The sequence below is a fragment of the Halioglobus sp. HI00S01 genome (genome assembly GCF_001635445.1).
Lineage (GTDB): Bacteria > Pseudomonadota > Gammaproteobacteria > Pseudomonadales > Halieaceae > Halioglobus > Halioglobus japonicus.
Genome location: NZ_LWEE01000110.1, coordinates 206,310 through 224,543, shown reverse-complemented (window position 1 = coordinate 224,543; position 18,234 = coordinate 206,310). Strand labels below are relative to the sequence as shown.

General features: G+C 59.4%; 18 protein-coding genes. 7 read left to right on the top strand and 11 right to left on the bottom strand.

The genetic code is table 11. The features are described 5' to 3' along the window. Window positions 1–7: 7 nt before the first annotated feature. Window positions 8–970 (bottom strand): polyprenyl synthetase family protein, encoded by a 963-nt coding sequence (locus tag A3709_RS13840; RefSeq protein WP_066055630.1) that lies wholly within the window; start codon window positions 968–970, stop codon window positions 8–10. Between the two features lie 282 nt (window positions 971–1,252). On the opposite strand from A3709_RS13840, the gene rplU reads away from it, so the two are divergent. The 4 genes from rplU to proB all read left to right on the top strand — a co-directional run bounded on the left by rplU (window position 1,253) and on the right by proB (window position 4,446). Then, window positions 1,253–1,564 carry a 50S ribosomal protein L21 gene (gene rplU, locus A3709_RS13835; RefSeq protein WP_066055627.1) on the top strand — a complete coding sequence of 104 codons (312 nt, stop codon included), beginning with the start codon at window positions 1,253–1,255 and terminating at the stop codon, window positions 1,562–1,564. Window positions 1,565–1,581: 17 nt separating this feature from the next. Beyond that, window positions 1,582–1,839 carry a 50S ribosomal protein L27 gene (gene rpmA, locus A3709_RS13830; protein ID WP_066055624.1) on the top strand — a complete coding sequence of 86 codons (258 nt, stop codon included), beginning with the start codon at window positions 1,582–1,584 and terminating at the stop codon, window positions 1,837–1,839. A gap of 288 nt (window positions 1,840–2,127) precedes the next feature. After that, window positions 2,128–3,324, top strand: coding sequence for an Obg family GTPase CgtA (cgtA, locus tag A3709_RS13825; RefSeq protein WP_066055621.1), 1,197 nt, complete (start codon window positions 2,128–2,130; stop codon window positions 3,322–3,324). Then, entirely contained in the window at window positions 3,325–4,446 is a 1,122-nt protein-coding gene (gene proB / locus A3709_RS13820) for a glutamate 5-kinase (protein WP_066055618.1), read from the top strand. It abuts the gene before it with no gap. Between the two features lie 14 nt (window positions 4,447–4,460). On the opposite strand, the gene panC is transcribed toward proB, so the two are convergent. The 10 genes from panC to dksA form a co-directional block, all read right to left on the bottom strand. Beyond that, window positions 4,461–5,345 carry a pantoate--beta-alanine ligase gene (panC, locus tag A3709_RS13815; RefSeq protein WP_066055615.1) on the bottom strand — a complete coding sequence of 295 codons (885 nt, stop codon included), beginning with the start codon at window positions 5,343–5,345 and terminating at the stop codon, window positions 4,461–4,463. A 251-nt stretch (window positions 5,346–5,596) separates the two neighbouring features. Then, window positions 5,597–6,388, bottom strand: a complete 792-nt coding sequence (panB, locus tag A3709_RS13810) for a 3-methyl-2-oxobutanoate hydroxymethyltransferase (protein WP_066055612.1) — start codon at window positions 6,386–6,388, stop codon at window positions 5,597–5,599. 8 nt (window positions 6,389–6,396) lie between these two features. Beyond that, window positions 6,397–7,137 carry a deoxynucleoside kinase gene (locus A3709_RS13805; protein WP_231871182.1) on the bottom strand — a complete coding sequence of 247 codons (741 nt, stop codon included), beginning with the start codon at window positions 7,135–7,137 and terminating at the stop codon, window positions 6,397–6,399. Next, window positions 7,044–7,586, bottom strand: coding sequence for a 2-amino-4-hydroxy-6-hydroxymethyldihydropteridine diphosphokinase (gene folK / locus A3709_RS13800; protein ID WP_066055608.1), 543 nt, complete (start codon window positions 7,584–7,586; stop codon window positions 7,044–7,046). The genes A3709_RS13805 and folK overlap by 94 nt, the downstream gene beginning before the upstream one ends. Further along, on the bottom strand, window positions 7,583–8,875 hold the full coding sequence (pcnB, locus tag A3709_RS13795; RefSeq protein WP_066055606.1) for a polynucleotide adenylyltransferase PcnB: 1,293 nt from the start codon (window positions 8,873–8,875) through the stop codon (window positions 7,583–7,585). The genes folK and pcnB overlap by 4 nt, the downstream gene beginning before the upstream one ends. 536 nt (window positions 8,876–9,411) lie before the next feature. Continuing rightward, window positions 9,412–10,845 (bottom strand): sigma-54 dependent transcriptional regulator, encoded by a 1,434-nt coding sequence (locus A3709_RS13790; RefSeq protein WP_066055603.1) that lies wholly within the window; start codon window positions 10,843–10,845, stop codon window positions 9,412–9,414. A gap of 89 nt (window positions 10,846–10,934) precedes the next feature. Further along, window positions 10,935–13,889: an ATP-binding protein gene (locus tag A3709_RS13785; protein WP_066055598.1), complete on the bottom strand. Its 2,955-nt coding sequence runs from the start codon at window positions 13,887–13,889 to the stop codon at window positions 10,935–10,937. Continuing rightward, window positions 13,879–14,055: a hypothetical protein gene (locus A3709_RS23310; protein WP_156507760.1), complete on the bottom strand. Its 177-nt coding sequence runs from the start codon at window positions 14,053–14,055 to the stop codon at window positions 13,879–13,881. The genes A3709_RS13785 and A3709_RS23310 overlap by 11 nt, the downstream gene beginning before the upstream one ends. A 79-nt stretch (window positions 14,056–14,134) precedes the next feature. Further along, window positions 14,135–15,034 carry a tRNA glutamyl-Q(34) synthetase GluQRS gene (gene gluQRS / locus A3709_RS13780; protein ID WP_066055595.1) on the bottom strand — a complete coding sequence of 300 codons (900 nt, stop codon included), beginning with the start codon at window positions 15,032–15,034 and terminating at the stop codon, window positions 14,135–14,137. A gap of 5 nt (window positions 15,035–15,039) precedes the next feature. Continuing rightward, entirely contained in the window at window positions 15,040–15,498 is a 459-nt protein-coding gene (gene dksA / locus A3709_RS13775; protein ID WP_066055592.1) for an RNA polymerase-binding protein DksA, read from the bottom strand. 161 nt (window positions 15,499–15,659) lie between these two features. Between dksA and A3709_RS13770 the strand changes: the two genes are divergently transcribed. Genes A3709_RS13770 through A3709_RS13760 form a run of 3 tightly spaced genes read left to right on the top strand, consistent with a single transcriptional unit; the run spans window position 15,660 to window position 18,222 of the window. Continuing rightward, window positions 15,660–16,835, top strand: a complete 1,176-nt coding sequence (locus A3709_RS13770) for a pyridoxal phosphate-dependent aminotransferase (RefSeq protein ID WP_066055589.1) — start codon at window positions 15,660–15,662, stop codon at window positions 16,833–16,835. Beyond that, window positions 16,832–17,530, top strand: coding sequence for a DNA/RNA nuclease SfsA (gene sfsA / locus A3709_RS13765; RefSeq protein ID WP_066055586.1), 699 nt, complete (start codon window positions 16,832–16,834; stop codon window positions 17,528–17,530). Before A3709_RS13770 ends, sfsA begins: the two co-directional genes overlap by 4 nt. Further along, window positions 17,527–18,222: a M15 family metallopeptidase gene (locus A3709_RS13760; RefSeq protein WP_066055583.1), complete on the top strand. Its 696-nt coding sequence runs from the start codon at window positions 17,527–17,529 to the stop codon at window positions 18,220–18,222. Before sfsA ends, A3709_RS13760 begins: the two co-directional genes overlap by 4 nt. Window positions 18,223–18,234: the final 12 nt, after the last annotated feature.

Below are 18,234 nucleotides of genomic sequence, written 5' to 3'. Positions count from 1 at the left end.
ATCTAAATCAGTGATCCCGGTCGATCGAGAGCGCCGTTACCGCTGCCAGCGCAGTGCGCGCCGCACTGTCCTGCAGCTCTTCGAGGTTAGCCAATGCCATGTCGTGATAGCGCCTGGCTTCCGAGCGGGTGTAGTCAAGCGCGCCGCAGCGCTGTACGGCAGCCAGCACCTGGTCGATATCCTCGGCCGTCTTTTCGGAAATCGCCTTGCGCACCAGGGCCTGCTCTTCTGCGGTCCCGTGCTCCAGGGTGTAGATGAGGGGCAGCGTCGGTTTACCTTCAGTGAGATCGTCGCCGACATTTTTACCCATGGTGGCCGGGTCCCCTTCGTAGTCGAGCACGTCGTCGATCATCTGGAAGGCAATGCCGAGGTTCAGGCCGAAATCGTGCATGGCCTGCCGCCGGTCGTCGTCACAGCCGCTAAGTACTGCCGCACCGTAACAGCCTGCAGCAAACAGGATGGCTGTTTTACGAGTGATGACCTCCAGATACTGGGCTTCGGTCGTATTTGCATCGCCGGCCCTGACCAGTTGCAGTACTTCGCCCTCAGCGATAGTGTTGGTGGTATCAGCCATCTGCCGCAGTATGTCCATGTCCGCGAGCTCTACCATGAGCTGGAACGCCCGGGTATAGAGGAAGTCGCCTACCAGAACAGATGGTGCGTTACCAAACTCCGCGTTGGCGGTGGGCCGGCCGCGGCGCAGGCTGGAGATATCGACCACATCGTCGTGGAGCAGGGTGGCGGTGTGAATGAATTCGATCACCGCGGCAAATTTAATGTGGTCCTGCTGGCAAGGACCCAGGGCCGCTGCACTCAACAGCACCAGCAGTGGGCGCAGGCGCTTGCCGCCGGCGTCGACAATGTAGTGGCCGATATTCTCGACCATGTCCACTTCCGAGTGGAGCTGTTCAACAATCAGTTGGTTGACCTGCTCGAACTCAGAGGCCACGGCGGCGCGTATGTTTTGCATATAGATGAAGCAACAAGAAATGGCCCGGGCATGCTAGGGCCAGCCCCCACCCCTGTCAAGCGCACGGCGGCAGAGGTCCCGGCCAGCGCAAGCTATTGTTTTTAGCCAATAATTAACCCTTGCGAGGGTGGGTGGTTTTCAGTAAAATCGCCGCCCTCTGACTCCTGCTGCACCCTATGGGTTGCCGCAGATGCTTTAACCAACTGTTTGTGCCTGGCTCTGCCCCCTTGATTTATAAGGGTTTTTTCCAAATGCGAGCAGGCTAATTAAACGGAGTGCAATATGTACGCAGTAATCGAAGCCGGTGGTAAGCAGCACCGCGTAGTTGAGGGCGAAACCCTCAAGCTGGAAAAAATTGAAGCCGCCACTGGCGAAACTGTCGAGTTCGACAAGGTTCTGCTGGCCGGCGCAGGCGAAGACGTCAAAATTGGCACCCCCGTCGTAGACGGCGCCAAGGTCACCGCTGAAGTGGTTGCCCACGGTCGCCACAAGAAAGTGAAAATTGTTAAGTTCAACCGTCGTAAGCACCATCGGAAAGAAACTGGCCACCGCCAGTGGTTCACCGAAGTGAAAATCACTGGTATTTCGGCGTAAACAGGAGGGTTTGAAGAATGGCTCATAAAAAAGCTGGTGGTAGTACCCGTAACGGACGCGATTCCGAGAGTAAACGCCTTGGCGTTAAGCGCTACGGCGGTCAGGAAGTCCTGGCAGGCAACATTCTCGTGCGTCAGCGTGGCACCAAGTTCCACGCCGGTGAAAACGTAGGCATGGGCAAGGATCACACTCTGTTTGCCCTGCAAAACGGCAAAGTAGAGTTTGTTACCCGCGGTCCAAAGAACCGCAAGTTCGTTCAGGTGGTGAGCGCCTGATCGCACTGACGCGATATGCACCAAAAGGCCTCGTCAAATGACGGGGCTTTTTTTTATCTTTCAAAGAAGTAATGACCGCACCTTCAGTGACTGTGCGGTGAGCAGCAAGAAACTACGCTATCCTGCTGCTTTTGCCGCACTCGAGCGACGCGGCAGAGACTGGTTTACCGATGGACTGTATGAAGCAGGGATGCCGATTATAAGCCTCCATGGACGGGTTCACGGCGGGTCCAGCGGTAAACCAATCTTTGCCGGGGCGCACGGAACTAGCGCACCGGAGCAACCAAGATGAAGTTTGTAGACGAAGCGAACATCACAGTACATGCAGGCAAGGGCGGCAATGGTGCCCTGAGTTTTCGCCGTGAGAAGTACATCGCCAAAGGCGGCCCCGATGGGGGCGATGGCGGTGACGGCGGGAGCGTGATCCTGGAGGGGGATAACAACCTCAACACCATGGTCGACTACCGTTTTGTTCGCACTTACAAGGCAGAGCCCGGCCAGGCCGGCCAGGGCCGTAACTGCACCGGCAAGAGCGGCGATGACCTCGTGCTCAAAGTGCCCGTGGGCACGACGGTGCTGGACGAAGATACCGGTGAGATTCTCGGCGACATCCAGGCGGATGGTCAGCAGCTGAAGGTGGCCCAGGGTGGTTACCACGGCCTGGGAAATACCCGTTTCAAATCCAGTACCAACCGCGCACCGCGGCAGACGACGCCTGGCAGCGACGGTGAGATCCGTTCGCTGAAACTCGAGCTGAAAGTGTTGGCGGATGTGGGCCTGCTCGGCCTCCCTAATGCCGGCAAGTCCACCTTTATTCGCGCGGTGTCCTCCGCCAAGCCCAAAGTGGCTGATTACCCCTTCACCACTTTGGTGCCCAACCTCGGCGTCGTTAAAGTCGAGGCTCATCGCAGTTTTGTGGTGGCCGATATCCCCGGTCTGATTGAGGGTGCCTCGGAAGGTGCCGGGCTTGGTATCCGCTTCCTTAAGCACCTGACCCGCAACCGAATTCTGCTGCACATCGTAGATATGGCGCCCTATGACGGCGTGGAACCGGCGGATGCTGCACTGGCGATTGCCGGTGAGCTCGGACGCTTCAGTCCGACACTGGCCGAGCGCGAGCGGTGGCTGGTGCTCAACAAGACCGACCTGGTAGATGCCGAGACGTTCGCCGAACGCAAAGCCAAAGTGCTTGAGGCACTGGACTGGCAGGGCCCTGTCTACGAGATCTCAGCGATCAAGAGCGAGGGTACCGACCGCCTGTGTGGTGACCTCATGGCCTACCTGGAAGAGCTGCGTGAGCGCGAGGCGGCCGACCCCGAGCTGGCGCTGGCGGATGTGGAGTTGCAGCACCGCATGCAGGACGAGGCGCGCCAGCGCATTGAAGAGCTGCGCAGTCAGCGCCGCCGCGGACCTGATGCCGATGCCGAGGATGGCGACGATTGGGACGAAGATGACTATGACGTAGATGTTGAGTACGTACCCTGAATGACGAATAGAGCCGAGATAAGCGCCAGCCGTCGCTGGGTCGTCAAGGTCGGCAGTGCGCTGCTGACGGACGACGGCCGCGGCCTCGACGAGAACATGATCCGCACGATTGTGGCGCAGCTGGCACAGCTGCGGGCCAGCGGCTGCGAAGTGGTGCTGGTGTCCAGCGGCGCCGTGGCTGCCGGCATTGTGCGCCTGGGAATGAATGCCCGCCCAAAGCTGCTGCACGAGTTGCAGGCCGCCGCCGCTGCCGGGCAATCGGTACTGATACAGGCCTACGAGAACGCCTTCGTTGAACATGACATTATCTCCGCCCAGGTGTTGCTGGGGCACGACGATATCATAGCGCGCGACCGCTACCTGAATGCCCGTGGCACGCTTAAAACCCTGCTTGGCCTTGGCGTAGTGCCCGTGGTGAATGAGAACGACACCGTGGTGACTGACGAAATTCGCTTTGGCGACAACGATACGCTGGGTGCACTGGTGGCCAACCTGATCGACGCTGATGCGCTGTTGTTGCTGACTGATCAGCAGGGCTTGTACCGCGAAGACCCTCGGCAGAACCCCACAGCGAAGTTGGTACAGAGCAGCGACGTCAATGCGCCGGAGCTGGATGCCATGGCCGGGGAAGGCGGTGCACTGGGCCGTGGCGGTATGGTGACCAAGCTGCGGGCCGCGCGCGTCGCTGCGCGGTCCGGTACGGAAACTGTGATTGCCGGCGGCCGCGTTGAGGGTGTGATTTCGCGGGTGACTGCTGGAGATAATATCGGAACCTGGTTGCGGACCGGGAAGCAGCCGCAGAATGCGCGCAAACAATGGCTGGCCTCAATGGTTCAGGTGCGCGGCAGTCTGGCGCTGGATGATGGCGCTGTGCGGGTACTGCGCGAGTCAGGCCGCAGCCTTTTGCCTGTGGGCGTGCGCGGCGTGCAGGGTGATTTCCAGCGCGGCGACATGGTGTCCTGTCGCGACAGTGAAAACCGGGAAATTGCCCGTGGGCTGGTGAATTACAGTGCTGTTGAAACCCGCCAGATCATGGGTTCTGCGTCCAGCGAGATCGAGGGAATTCTGGGCTACACCGGTGGCGAGGAGCTCGTGCACCGGGATAATCTGGTGATTAACTGAATCGGTGAGACGACTTAGCCGTCCGCCAGCATGCCCCAGTCTTCGGCGGGGTTGAGTGACAGACGCACGTTGTCGATCAGGCGAGTGCTGCCCAGTCGGGCCGCGGCCAGAATGGCTATCTCTTCACTGTCTTCAGTGACTGCGCGCAGGGTGCGGGCATCGCGAATGGCAAAATAATCCGGCTCAAACCCGGCCTGCAGCAGCTTCATACGGGCGTGGGATTCCAGTTGCAGGAAATTATCGAAACCGCAGGCAATGGCCTCGCGGCAATTGTTCAGAGTCTCGTGCAGTAGCGGTGCGATCTCGCGCTCGGCGCCGGTCAGGTAACCATTGCGCGAGCTCATGGCCAGGCCATCCTCGTCGCGGCGCGTCGGAACGCCGACAACCTTCACCGGCATACACAGGTCGCGAACCATCTTGCGAACAATCGACAGCTGCTGGAAATCTTTCTCGCCAAAAGCCGCCACGTCCGGCTGGACGATGTTGAACAGCTTGTTGACCACCGTGGTTACGCCGTCGAAGTGGCCCGGGCGACTGCTTCCGCACAGTGTGTCACCGAGATCGGGCACCTGGACGACGGTCTGGACGGCCATGCCCTCGGGATAAATGTCTTCCACGCCGGGGGCGTACAAAACCTGGGCGCCTTCGCTGAACAGCTTTTCTTTGTCGGCGGCCATGGTGCGGGGGTAGGCATCCAGATCTTCGTTGGCGCCAAATTGGAGAGGATTGACGAAAATGCTGACGACGACAATGTCGCAGAGCGCCCGCGCTTTGCGGACCAGATCGAGGTGACCCTCGTGCAGATTACCCATGGTGGGCACAAAGGCAATGGTCTGGCCTTCGCGGCGCAGTTTCCCGAGAGCGGCCTGCAGTTGGGCGGCATTGTTGTAAGTTCGCATATCTAACCCTCTCCCACGCGGTGGGTGGTGATGCTAAACCAGCAAAGAACACTCACTGAATTCCCCCAAAGCTTGTGCAGCTTTTGAGGGCAGGCAAGTATGCCCCATGCCCCAAGTGTGGGCAATGGGGATTTATGAAAAATTCACGCCGATTGTTACTTTAGGAAGCGTTCTTTTGTAACAAATGGGTATATGGACCACAAAAAAGCGAAAGCGAGGTGGGTTTTTGTGCACCAAAAAGGTGCGGAAAATCAGCTGTAGCTGTGCTCTTCGCGTGGGTATTGGCCGGCTTTTACCGCCTGCACAAAGGCTTGCAGGGCGCCCTGGATGGTGGTTTGTCCGTCCATGAAGTTTTCCACGAAGCGCGCCGTGTGTTCGGACAGGCCAAGCAGGTCGTGCATCACCAATACCTGGGCGTCAGTGCCAGCGCCAGCGCCAATGCCAATGACTGGAATATCGAGCTTTTCGCTGATGTCTGTCGCCAGGTGGGAGGGAATACACTCCAGCACCAGCAGGCTGGCGCCGGCGTCCTGAATCTCTACCGCGTCAGCAAGAATCGACTTGGCTTCCTTGGGGGTGCGGCCCTGAACCTTGAAACCGCCAAACTGGTTGACAGACTGGGGGGTGAGGCCGAGGTGGGCACAGACTGGAATACCACGCTCCACCAGCATACTGATACTGTCCGACAGCCAAGTGCCGCCTTCCATTTTGACCATTTGCGCGCCCGCCTGCATGAGGGCTGTGGCGTTGGCCATCGTCTGGTCGTGGGTGGTATAGCTCATGAAAGGCATGTCGGCGATCACCAGTGAATCTGGCTGGGCGCGGCACACGCACTCGGTGTGATAGGCCATGTCATCGACAGTGACCGGGATGGTGCTGTCGTGTCCTTGCAGGACCATGCCGAGGGAATCACCCACGAGAATAGTTTCAGCGCCGGCCTCGCTAACAAGTCGCGCAAAGGTGGCGTCGTAGGCGGTGATGCAGACGAACTTCTCGCCGGCGGCTTTCATCTTGTCCAGGGTGCTGGTGGTTACCTTGGCCATGGCGCAGACTATCCAAAAAATGTTGGGTTGAAATAATGGCGGCCACTGCGGATATCCAGCATGTAGTCCACCAGGTGTCCATAGTCCCGCTCGCCGTTGGCCAGGTCGATCTCGCTGGCATTCACGATTAGCAGGGGGGCGCCATCGTAATATAGAAAGAACTCACTGTACACTTCGTTCAGACGCTCCAGATAATCCCTATCGATGGCCTGTTCGGCGGGGATTCCACGCTGATCAATTCGCGATTGCAGCACGTCAGTGGACGCCTGCAGATAAATGACCAGATCGGGTTTAGGGGCATCGATGGTCAGTTGCTGATACACCTTCTCATAGAGCTGGAACTCTTCTCTGTCCAGATTGATACGTGCAAACAGTGGGTCTTTCTCGATCAGGAAGTCCGCCACTCGAACGGGCTCGAAGATGTCAGCCTGGCGCAGGTCCTGGAGTTTTTGTGCTCGCTGGAACAGAAAGAATAGTTGGGTGGCGAGGGCGGCCTGCTGGCGATTGCGATAAAACTTCTCAAGAAACGGGTTCTGTTCCGCCTCCTCGAGCAAGGTCTGGTAGTTGAACGTGGCTGCCAGGCGTTTGGTTAGCGTGGTCTTGCCGACCCCAATAGGGCCCTCGACGGCGATGTAGGCGGGCGGGTTGCGCCCCTTCAGGTCGATCTTGATGGCCGGGTCTCCGAATCTGGGCCTGCATTGTCCGGGGCGATAGTCAGTTCTGTGCGAACCAGTCCACCCCTGGGGCATCGGCCTAGTAATGTATCAAGTTCGCGGCCGTCCGGCAGCATCATTTTTGGTGGCGCGATGTCGGCCAGTGGTTGCAGCACGAAGTCGCGCTCTGTCATGCGCGGGTGAGGGACCTGCAGACGCGGTTCGTCGATCGTTTGCTCGCCATAGAGCAGCAGATCCAGATCGAGGGTCCGCGCCCCCCAGCGCTCGGCACGCAGGCGCCCCTGCTGGTTTTCAATGGCCTGTAGTGCGTCCAGAAGTGCGGTGGGGGTGAGGGTTGTATCGATACTGACGACGGCATTCAGGTAGTCCGGTTGCTCGCCGGGGCCCACGGCTTTGCTGCGGTAGGCGAGCGAACTGGCGATCAACTGACTGTTAGGAAGTTTGGCCAGAGCCATGACGGCCTGGCGCAATTGGGTCAGGGGCTGGGCCAGATTACTGCCCAGGGCGATATAGGCGCGAATCATTCGCTCTTGTTGCTGCGCCGACGGCGCGGGCGTCGGCGGCGACGCGGCCCGTCGCGTTCTGGCTGTCGGTGCCGGTCTTGCGGTGCCAGGTGTTGGTACTGGGTCCAGAAATCACCGAGGCCATCGGTTTCCTCCCCGGCCTGTTCGCGCAGCAGCAGGAAATCGTAAGCGGCCCGGAATCGGCGATGCTCCAACAGCTCCGCCGCCTTTTTCCCCTGGCGCTTTTTGAGGCGCAGCTGAAATTCCCAGATCTCGCGCATGGGCTGGCTGAAGCGGCGCGGAATCGATACGAATTGAACCGCTTCGGCAATGGTTTGCTGGGCTGCGCTGTGCATGGCAGGCATGGGCGGCTCGCCCCGGGCCTCAAGTTGGCTGGCCAGGCGACTGGCCACGGGCCACAGCAGCGCGGCGAGCAGGAAGGCGGGGGTAACCGGTTTGTCCTGGGCGATGCGCTCGTCAGTATTAGCCATGGCGGCTCGTACGAGGGCGAGGTAGTGCTCATCCTCTAGCAAAAGCTCGCTCGTTTCCGGAAACAGGAACTGGAGCAGGTCGTGGCGTAGTAGTTGTTCCAGGGTGGCCGCCGCGTAGCCGGACAGGAACAATTTGAGAAACTCATCAAACAGGCGGGCGGCGGGAATGTCTCGCAGCAGGTGGGCGCATTCGGGGATAGCGGCTGCGGTGTCGCTGTCGATACCAAAGTCGAGTTTGGCGGCGAAGCGAACCGCCCTCAGCATGCGTACCGGGTCTTCCCGAAAGCGCACCTGCGGATCGCCAATAATGCAGATGTGGCGCTTTTCCAGGTCTTCCAGGCCGTGTACGTGATCGTAAACCTCGAACGTACCGGCATCATAGTAAAGCGCGTTGACCGTGAGGTCGCGACGCACTGCATCTTCTTCCAGGGTGCCGTAGACGTTGTCTCGCAGCAGCATGCCGCTGGCGGACTGTCGCGAGTGGTTGCCGCTGTTGGCTCGGGCGTCTGCTTCGCCGTTGTCGTGGTGGCCGCGGAACGTGGTGACCTCGATGATCTCGCGTCCGAAGCGCACGTGGACGATACGGAAGCGACGGCCGATGATGCGCGAGTTGCGAAACAACTGGTGCACTTCCTCTGGGGTGGCGTCGGTGGCAATGTCGAAGTCTTTGGGGTGGCCGCCAAGTAGCAGATCGCGCACGGCGCCGCCGACCAGATAGGCCTGGTGGCCCTGGCCGCGCAGGCGCGACATGACCTTCAGTGCGCTGTCGCTGATGTGTGTGCGGGAAATACAGTGTTGATCCCTGGGGATTACGTTCAAGCCAATTCTGCCTGTATCAGGGGGTGGTAACTGGCGCGCAGTCTATCACAAGGTTGCTGTTGGTCGGTTTTCAAAAGGGGAAATGAATAATGGGGAAAACAGAGTTTTCCCCATCCAGGTCTCACATCGAGAGTTATTATTATTTCTAAGGTGCTGTTATTTTTATAGACACTTATCAAAACATGGTTTTGTTAAATGCCCAATCGCTCATAACTGTAAAAGTTACAACCAAGGCAAAGACCGACAATATCGCTAGCCAAACCCTACCTGTGGGATTTTATTGTTATGAAATTGAAGGGGAAGAAGTTCTTCCCCATCCAGGTCCATAGTGATAAGTATTATTGTTATTAACGCATCTGTTATTTTTATTGGTGATGCGCGCTTTAAAATGCAGTTGCTGTGCCAGATTTTGAAATAATGTTTAAAAACAATAGCTTAGTTTTTTTTAGTGAAGGCTATGATACCCCTTTCATCCGTGTTTGTTACCTTAATACCCCGGCATTCGTAACCACATAGGGGTAGGGTAACGTTACGTTTCAGGACTGAGCGGCGGTTTTTCTGCGTCGAGGGGTGTTGCCCGCCTTGCTTCTGGGGATGCCAAAGCGCTGGCGACGCTCCCAGAGACACTTTCGACTGACCCCGAGCTTCTGTGCCAGCTCGGTCTCGCTCATCGAGTCCTGGTGCTCCAGGACGAAGCGCTGGAAGTAGTCTTCCAGGGAGAGGTCTTCCTGGGGTTCGCTGGTTGATCTGGTGCGGGGAGCAGGTGTGGCAGCAATGCCCTCCTGGCCGCGAATGCGATTGATGTTCACCAGCTCCAGATCGATACCCAGGCTTTCGTTGTCGATTTCGGTGCCACTACTGAGGACGACAGCGCGCTCGATGGCATGCTCCAGCTCGCGGACGTTGCCTGGCCACTGGTAGGTGGTTATAGCCTGAATGGCCTTGGGAGCGAGCTGCATGGCCGGTCGGCCCAGCTTTTGTACCTGCGACTGCACCATACTCTCGGCCAGATGGAGAATATCCTTGCCGCGCTCGCGCAGTGGGGGCAGTGACAGGCGCAGGACATTAATTCGGTAGTAAAGGTCCTGGCGGAATTGGCCCTCGGCGGAAAGCTGCTGCAGGTTGCGGTGGGTGGCGCAAATCAGGCGCACGTTGACTTTGCGTGAGTGCACAGAGCCGATTCGGCGGATCTCGCCTTCCTGAATAAAGCGCAGCAAGCGGGCCTGTGCCTCCATGGGCAGTTCGCCAATTTCATCGAGGAACAGGGTGCCGCCATCAGCGGCTTCGATGAGACCCATGCGACTGGTGTTCGCCCCGGTAAACGCACCCTTCTCGTAGCCAAACAGTTCGGATTCGATCAGCGTGTCGGGGATGGCGGCACAGTTCACCGAGATCAGCGTTTTCTCTGCTCGGCTGCTGCGCTGATGGACGCTGCGAGCCACCAGTTCCTTGCCTGTGCCGGTCTCGCCCAGTACCAGCACGGTCGATTCAGTGGGTGCGAAACGCTCGATATGCTCGAACAGGGTGAGCATAGCGGGGCAGTTGCCAATAATGCCAGTGATGCCAGCGGCGTTGCTCGCCCGGCGCTGGCTCTCTTTCTCCCGCTCAGCGCGTGCGGTGGGATGATCGGCAATAATTCGCTCCACGGCGCTGATCATATCGGCGTGATCAAAGGGCTTGGCGATATAGTCGACTGCGCCCATACGCATTGAGTCCACTGCGGAGCGCAGGCTGGCATAGCTGGTCATAATCAGCACGGGTACATCGCCGGCCTTCTTGATAAGGTCGGTGCCGGGTGCGCCGGGCAGGCGTAAGTCGCTGATAATTAGGTCAAAATCCTCAAAGTTGAACTCTGCCTCGGCCTGTTGGACCGAGCCGGCCTCACTGACCTCGTAGTTGCTCCGTTCGAGCAAGCGGCGCAAGGCAGTACGAATAACACTTTCGTCTTCAACAACGAGAATTTGCTGCATGGGTTGTTACCTGTTGTGTACAACTGACACAACATACTCCTAGCGCGGCCAAGTTGCCAGCTTGTGGGGGGTTAAAGTGTGGGCGAGAGTTACATATCGAACTGGCTACCGTAACTGCTGGTAGCAAGCTTGAGCGTAAAGCGAGTGCCGGGATGAGGGCCCTCCTGGAGGGGGCTGGTGAGCTGCACAGAGCCGCCCAGGTCGTCCATGATGCTGTATACGAGGGCGAGTCCCAGGCCGGTGCCGGCGCCGGGATCCTTGGTGGTGAAGAAGGGGTCGAACACCTGGTTTTGCAGCTCTGCTGGGATCCCGCTGCCGTTGTCGTCGACATCCACGAGGATGTGTTCGCCGCGGGTATAGGCCTGTACCTGAATGTGCCCCTCATCGTCACAGGCATCCCGCGCATTGCCAATCAGATTGACGAACACCTGCAGCAGGCGCTGGCTGTCGCCCAGCACCACCAGCTCCCGGTCGCAGTGGTTGGTGTATCGCACCTGGCGGGCATCCCGGTCCAGCGACAGCAGGTGGATGGCCTCATCGATACAGTCGGCGAGATTGCAGGGACCCAGCTCAATGGATTCGTTGCTCGAGCCTGCGTGGGAAAAGTTGACCAGCGACTCCACGATTTTAGTGACCCGGTCGGTCTGCTTGAGAATATCCTGGGCGGTGAGGGCTATCTCTTCGGGGTCGTCCGCATATTCCAGATTCTGGGCCAGGCATGCGATACCTGTGACCGGATTGCCGATCTCGTGGGCGACCCCGGCGGCCAGGCGACCGATCGACGCCAGCCGCTCGCTGTGTAGCAGTTCTGCCTCGAGGCGTTCGTAGGCGGTAATGTCCTCCACCAGAATAACGGTGTCGCCATCGGCTGCGCTGGTTTTGTGCAGGCTAACCCAGCGCGGGTCCGTGGGGTCGGTGGTGATTTCGGCACTGAGCACAGTATCGTCCTCGCTGCGTTGGAAGTCGGCCAGCAGCGCCTGCCAGGGATCGGGCAGCGTTGTCAGTAGCGAGCCCTGTACATCGTCGGCAGTGACCTCTGTCAGGTCTTCCATGGCCGCGTTCCACATCAGCATTTCACCGTCAGTGCCGATAGAGCACACCCCGATGGGCAGCTGGTCCAGTGTCTCCCGGTAGCGCCGTCGCAGTTTATCCAGATCGGCGGCGAGGCCGGTGAACTGGACCTGACCTGAATCCAGGTTGCGTTCGATCAGGTTGATATCTTCGGTGCCGCTGTCTACGAATGGGATGGCCTGCTCGATAATAGTGTGGGCCAAGGAGGGGCCAAGCAACCCGGAGAGATTTGCTTCAATACGCCTGCGCAGCCGACGCAAAGCGTAGGGACGGTTCTCGTCCTCCCCAAAATGGAGTTCTGCCAGGGCGCGTTGCACCTCGTCGGCTGCCGCCTTTTCGCCCAGCACCGGCGCCAGTTGCTCACTGAATCCGGCGGCAGACGCCAGTGGCAGGATCTGCCGAGTGGGGCGGGCCAGCTCATCCATGGCGCAGATTTCCGCCGCAATACGCTCATCAGCGGTCGGTTCGGTAAGCAGTGATACCGCTGCAAACAATGCCACGTTAAAGCCCAGTGACAGGATGGTGACCATGGCCCACATGCTGACTCTGTCTGCGGCCATGGAGGGAAACAGGGCGTCGAGGATTTGGGGGTCGCCGAGAATGGCGGGCATCATGATCAGTGCCAGCCACACGCCCAGGCCGCCGGCGAGCCCGGCCAGCAGGCCGCGGCGATTAGCCCTTGGCCAGTGCGGTGTGGCAATGATGCCAGGCAAAAATTGCAGCGTACCGGAAAAGGCCACCAGTGCCAGGGCGGTCAGGTTCTGGCTGTCGTCGAGCCCTAGGTAAAACCCGTAACCCGCCAGGATAAGCACGACGATGAATGCTCTGCGGATATGTCGCAGCGGCCGATAGATATCGGCTTCTTCAGCTAATTTGAGCAGGCCATAGGGCAGGATCAGGTGGTTGAGGCACATATTGGCCAGCGCCAGGGTGGTCACCACAATCGTCGCGGTGGCCGCCGACAAGGTAGCGATGAAGGCCATGATCGATACATTGGGCAGGTTTAGATGCTGGCCGATGGCAATCCCGGAGTAGGCCATGGGTATGGGGTGTTCCAGCATCATGCCACCCCAGGCCAGCGGTAAAACCGGCAGGCTCAGGCACATCAAGTACAGCGGGACACCCCAGGAGGCCGTGTACAGGTGCTTGCTCTCGGTGTTCTCGGCAAACATCATGTGGAATATGTGGGGCATGCACACTGCGCCGGCAAAAAATACCAAGAGCAGGGTGTGGGCGTTTTCAAAGCTCAGCTGGGTCGTGAGTTGCTGGCGAACAGGCGGGTATTCCCGCAGCCATTGGGCGAGATCGTCAGGACCGCTGAAGAGCTGATAAATCACCGCGAACATAACGCCCAGCAGGGCCAGTAACTTGACCAGTGACTCGAACGCCATCGCAGTTACCAGGCCGGTATTGCGGCGCCGGGATGAGGCGTGCCCGGTGCCGAACAGGATCGCAAACAGGGTAATCACAATGCACACCATGAGTGCCACCGAGGTCTGCGGAAAGTCGGAATGAGCTTCGCCAGCACCGAAGCCTGTTAAATAGTGCACACTGTCGCTGACCACCTGAATTTGCAGGGCCAGCAGCGGCAGCATGGCCAGGCTCATCGTGATGGTAATCGCGGCGCCCACCCGCGAGCTGCGGAAGCGGAAAACCAGCATGTCGGCCAGAGACGCGAGTTGATAAACCCGCGACAGGCGCAGAATAGGTACGAGTATCAGGGTGCCCAGCAGAAAGACCAGGCCCGCGCCGCAGTAATACACCAGGAAGTTGTAGCCGTAACGATAGGCCACTTCGATCACCACGTTGCTGCTCATGACGCCGGCAAACACACCGAGTGACAGCACGTAGGTGAGCGGATGATGAGTGACGGCGCGGGGAATAATCTGCCGCTCTGCCAGGTGCGCAATGGCAAATAGCAGCGACAGGTAGCACGCTACCAGAACCAGTATTTCAGTGAGGCTAAAGGTCATCACCCTGCCTCGGTCGCTGGGCCAGCCAGGCGACAAACACGATGGCAATCCACACCAGGTACGGGCGCAGCCATGCGCTGAAATCGCTGGTTAGCCAGTCGGTAATAAAAGGGAAGCACACCAACAGGACAACAATAGCCAGCAGCAGAGTGCGTTGGATGTACATGGTGCGGCGGTGTCCCTGTGGTTGAGAGCCTGGGGGGTTACCCGGGCGATACTACGCGGGCGGGGCAGGTCGGTAAAGCTCAGGCCGTCGGCAGTTGTGCGGCGGGTAGGCCCATTACCCCGGGAATCGCGCCCGGCTGCCAGTGCTGACAGGCGTAGTCGAGAATCTCTTGTGGCGAGCCTGCGTCTGCCGGCGGTACACTCTGGTGCAGAAATGCCAGTGCCTGGCGCAGGTTGTGTGCGGCCCGGTCGCCATCGAGGGCAGGCGCGTGATTCTGTTTGCTGTATTTCTGCCCCAGTTCGTTGGTAATCACGGGCAGGTGGCCATACGCCGGGTGGGGCAGGTCCAGGCAGCGCTGCAAATAGTATTGCCGCGGAGTTGAGTCGAGCAGATCTGAGCCCCGAACAATATGGCTAATAGCCTGGAAACCATCGTCGACAACCACGGCCAATTGGTAGGCGTAGAGCGTATCTTTGCGCTGCAGGGTGAAATCGGGCAGCGCGCTGCCCAGGGCGTCCTGTTGAGGGCCCTGATAGGCATCTTGAAACTGGATGACGGTGCTCTCCGGCACGCGAACACGCCGTGCGCAGGGCGGTTTGAGTTGTTCCTGGCGGGGCAGGCAGCGTCCACGGCAGGCGCCGCCAGGGCCGAGCGTTGCTCGCGTGCAGTCGCAGCTGAATAGCAGTTGTTTACGCTCTAGTTCTGCCAGCGCCGCGGTATAGGCTTCGTGGCGCTGGCTTTGCCAGAGCACGCTTTCATCCCAGGTCAGGCCGTGGGCTTCAAGGCTGCGCAAGATACTGTCCGCTGCACCCGGTTGCTCCCGGGGAGGGTCGAGATCTTCCATGCGCACCAGCCAGGTACCATCGCTGGCGCGGGCATCCAGATAGCTTGCAAGAGCGGCAATCAGAGAGCCCAGATGAAGCGGGCCGGTCGGTGAGGGGGCGAAGCGCCCCCGATACGCAGTGGGAGAGTGGGGCAAGGCGCTTAGCCCAGCTCCTGCTTCTCCTTGATTTCATCGAGTGTTTTGCAGTCAATGCAGAGGTTGGCAGTAGGGCGGGCTTCAAGCCGCTTGATGCCGATCTCAATACCGCAGGTATCACAGAAACCGTAGTCTTCCTGCTCGATACGCTCGATGGTGGAATCGATCTTTTTGATCAGCTTGCGCTCGCGGTCGCGAGTGCGCAGCTCCAGGCTGAACTCTTCTTCCTGGGTAGCGCGATCTGCCGGATCGGGGAAGTTGGCGGCCTCATCTTTCATGTGAGTCACGGTACGATCCACTTCTTCCATCAACTCGGCTTTCCAGTTCAAGAGGATGGCTTTGAAATGCTCGCACTGCTTCTCGTTCATGTACTCTTCGCCGCGCTTGGGCTTATAAGGCACGAAGTTCTTGAACTCGACGGAGGCTGCTTTTTTGGCGGGCTTTTTAGCTGCTGCTCTAGGCATGGTTGTCTTCCATAACTAAAAACATTGACGACACAATACTCACAGAATGGCCGATTGGGAAATCCCGATCAGGCCAAGGGCGGAGAAACTACCAGATTCATTGACTGCGTGCCAGCTTTTTAGTCTGTTGCTAGAATGGCCCCTTGATAAGCGGGGGATGTATGCAGAATAAATCAAGGCCCGGTGGCTTCGCCCGGCGCCTGCAGGAAATAGAGCCATTCAGGGTGGTGGAAGTGCTGACGCGGGCCCGGGAGCTGGAAGCCCAGGGGTGCGATATTGTGCACCTTGCCGCCGGCGAACCGGATTTCGCCAGCGTGGCGCCGATTGTTGAGGCGGGGNGCAAGGCGCTTGCCGACGGCGCCACCTATTACTCCGAAGCAGCCGGGCTGCCGGTGTTGCGCGAGGCGCTGTCGACGTTTTATCAGACAGAGTATGGCCTGGATATTTCGCCCCGCCGAATCATGATCACCCCGGGAGCCTCCGGTGCCTTGCTGCTGATTGCCTCGCTGCTGATGAATCCCGGTGACGGCATGCTCATGGCTGACCCGGGTTATCCTTGCAATCGCCACTTCCTGCGCCTGGTCGAGGGGAAGGGGCAGTTGGTGCCTGTTGACGCCAGCACGCGCTATCAGATGACACCTGAACTGATGGGCGATCACTGGCGAGCTAATACCATTGGCGCCATGCTGGCCTCACCGGCCAACCCCACCGGCACCGCGCTGTCGCGCGAGGAGCTGGCAGCTGTCGCCGCCGCAGTGCGGCAGCGCAAAGGCTACCTGGTGGTCGACGAGATTTATCACGGCCTGGGCTATGACGCGGCCACGCCGAGCGTGCTCGAGGTCGATGATGACGCATTCGTCATCAACAGTTTCTCCAAGTATTTCGGTATGACGGGCTGGCGCCTCGGCTGGCTCGTGGCGCCGGAGGCGGCGGTAGAGGAGATGGAGAAGCTGGCACAAAACCTGTTTATCTCCATGTCGACCATGGCTCAGTATGCGGCACTGGCCGGTTTTGAGCCGGCAACGCGTGAACTGCTGGACGAGCGCCGGGATATTTTCCGGCAGCGACGTGACTTTCTCTATCCCGCAGTACAGGCGCTCGGCTTTGACGTGCCCTGCAAGCCTGAAGGGGCATTCTACATTTATGCCGATGCCTCCAGGTTTACCGATAACAGTCAGGCGTTTTGCCTGCAAATGCTGGAAGAGCACGGTGTGGCGCTGACCCCAGGTCTGGACTTCGGCCACCATCGCGCCGCAGAACACCTGCGCTTCTCCTACACCGCGTCAATGGACCGGCTGGAGCTGGCGGTGGAGCGCCTCGCTGGGGTGTTGCGGTGAGTGACCTGATCGAAGGCACCTTGATCAAGCGGTACAAGCGCTTCCTGGCCGATGTGGAGCTCGACAGCGGTAAAGTGATTACCGTCCATTGCCCCAATACCGGTGCCATGACCGGTTGCGCCGAGCCGGGCTGGCGGGTGTGGCTGAGCCGGTCGGATTCGAAAACCCGCAAATATCCGCACACCTGGGAACTGGTGGAAACGGGCACCGGTATGGCCTGTATCCACTCGGTGCGGGCCAATGCCCTGGTAAAGGAGGCCTTTACCAGCGGTCTTATCCCAGGTTTTACGGACTACCCGGAAATTCGCACTGAGGTGAAATACGGCAACGGCAGTCGCGCTGACCTGTTGCTTGAGGGTGACACTGGCAAGGTCTATGTGGAGGTGAAGTCCGTGACATTGTGCTCGGCGCGTGGCCAGGGTTTGTTCCCGGACGCGGTCAGCGACCGCGGCCGCAAGCACCTGCAGGAACTGCGCGACGTGCTGGGCCCGGCCACCCGTGCGGTGATGTTTTTCTGTGCCCTGCACGAGGGCATCGACCATGTGAGTGCCGCCAGTGAGATCGACCCGCGCTACCGGGACACGCTGGCTGAGGTTATCGATGCCGGTGTGGAGGTCATGGCCTGGGGCGCTTCCGTCTCGCCGCAACAAATGGCCCTTAGCAGGTCGCTCACGTTTAGCGTGGATCCCCAATGACGCTCTCGCTGTCTCAGCTCACGGGCCGCGAAGAATCCCATCTGGTAGCGGCGGACACCCCGGCGCGGCTGAGTCCTGCCGCGGCAGCCGCGTTTGCCCGGTTGCAGGCGGATGCCAGGGAGGCCGGCTTCGACCTCGCCCCCGCCAGTTGCTTCCGCTCCTTTGCGCGTCAATTAGCTATCTTCAATGGCAAGGCGGCGGGTGAGCGAAGCCTGCACGATGATGCGGGCAACCTCCTTGATGCCGATGCCATGACCCCTGTCGAGCGGCTCCACGCCATTCTGCGCTTTTCAGCGCTACCGGGTGCGTCACGCCATCACTGGGGCACCGATCTGGATGTGTTTGACGCAGCCGCACTGCCCGAGGGTTATCGCCTGCAGTTAAGTCCAGAGGAGATTGCCCCGGGTGGCATGTTCGATCCGCTCCACTGCTGGCTGGATGAGCGTATGGCCCAGGGGCAATCGCATGGCTTTTACCGGCCCTACGGTGAAGATCGTGGAGGTGTTGCGCCCGAGCGCTGGCATCTTAGCTACGCACCGCTGGCCACGGGCTGTGAAGGGGCATTGACGCCGCAGTTGTTGCACCAGAGTTGGGAAGGTATTGAGCTGGGCTTGCGCGCCGAAATCGAAGCAGACCTGGAGCAGATTTTTAACCGCTACGTGCAGGTGCCTGAAGGATGGTGTCCCGCGTAAAGAGAGCGGGGG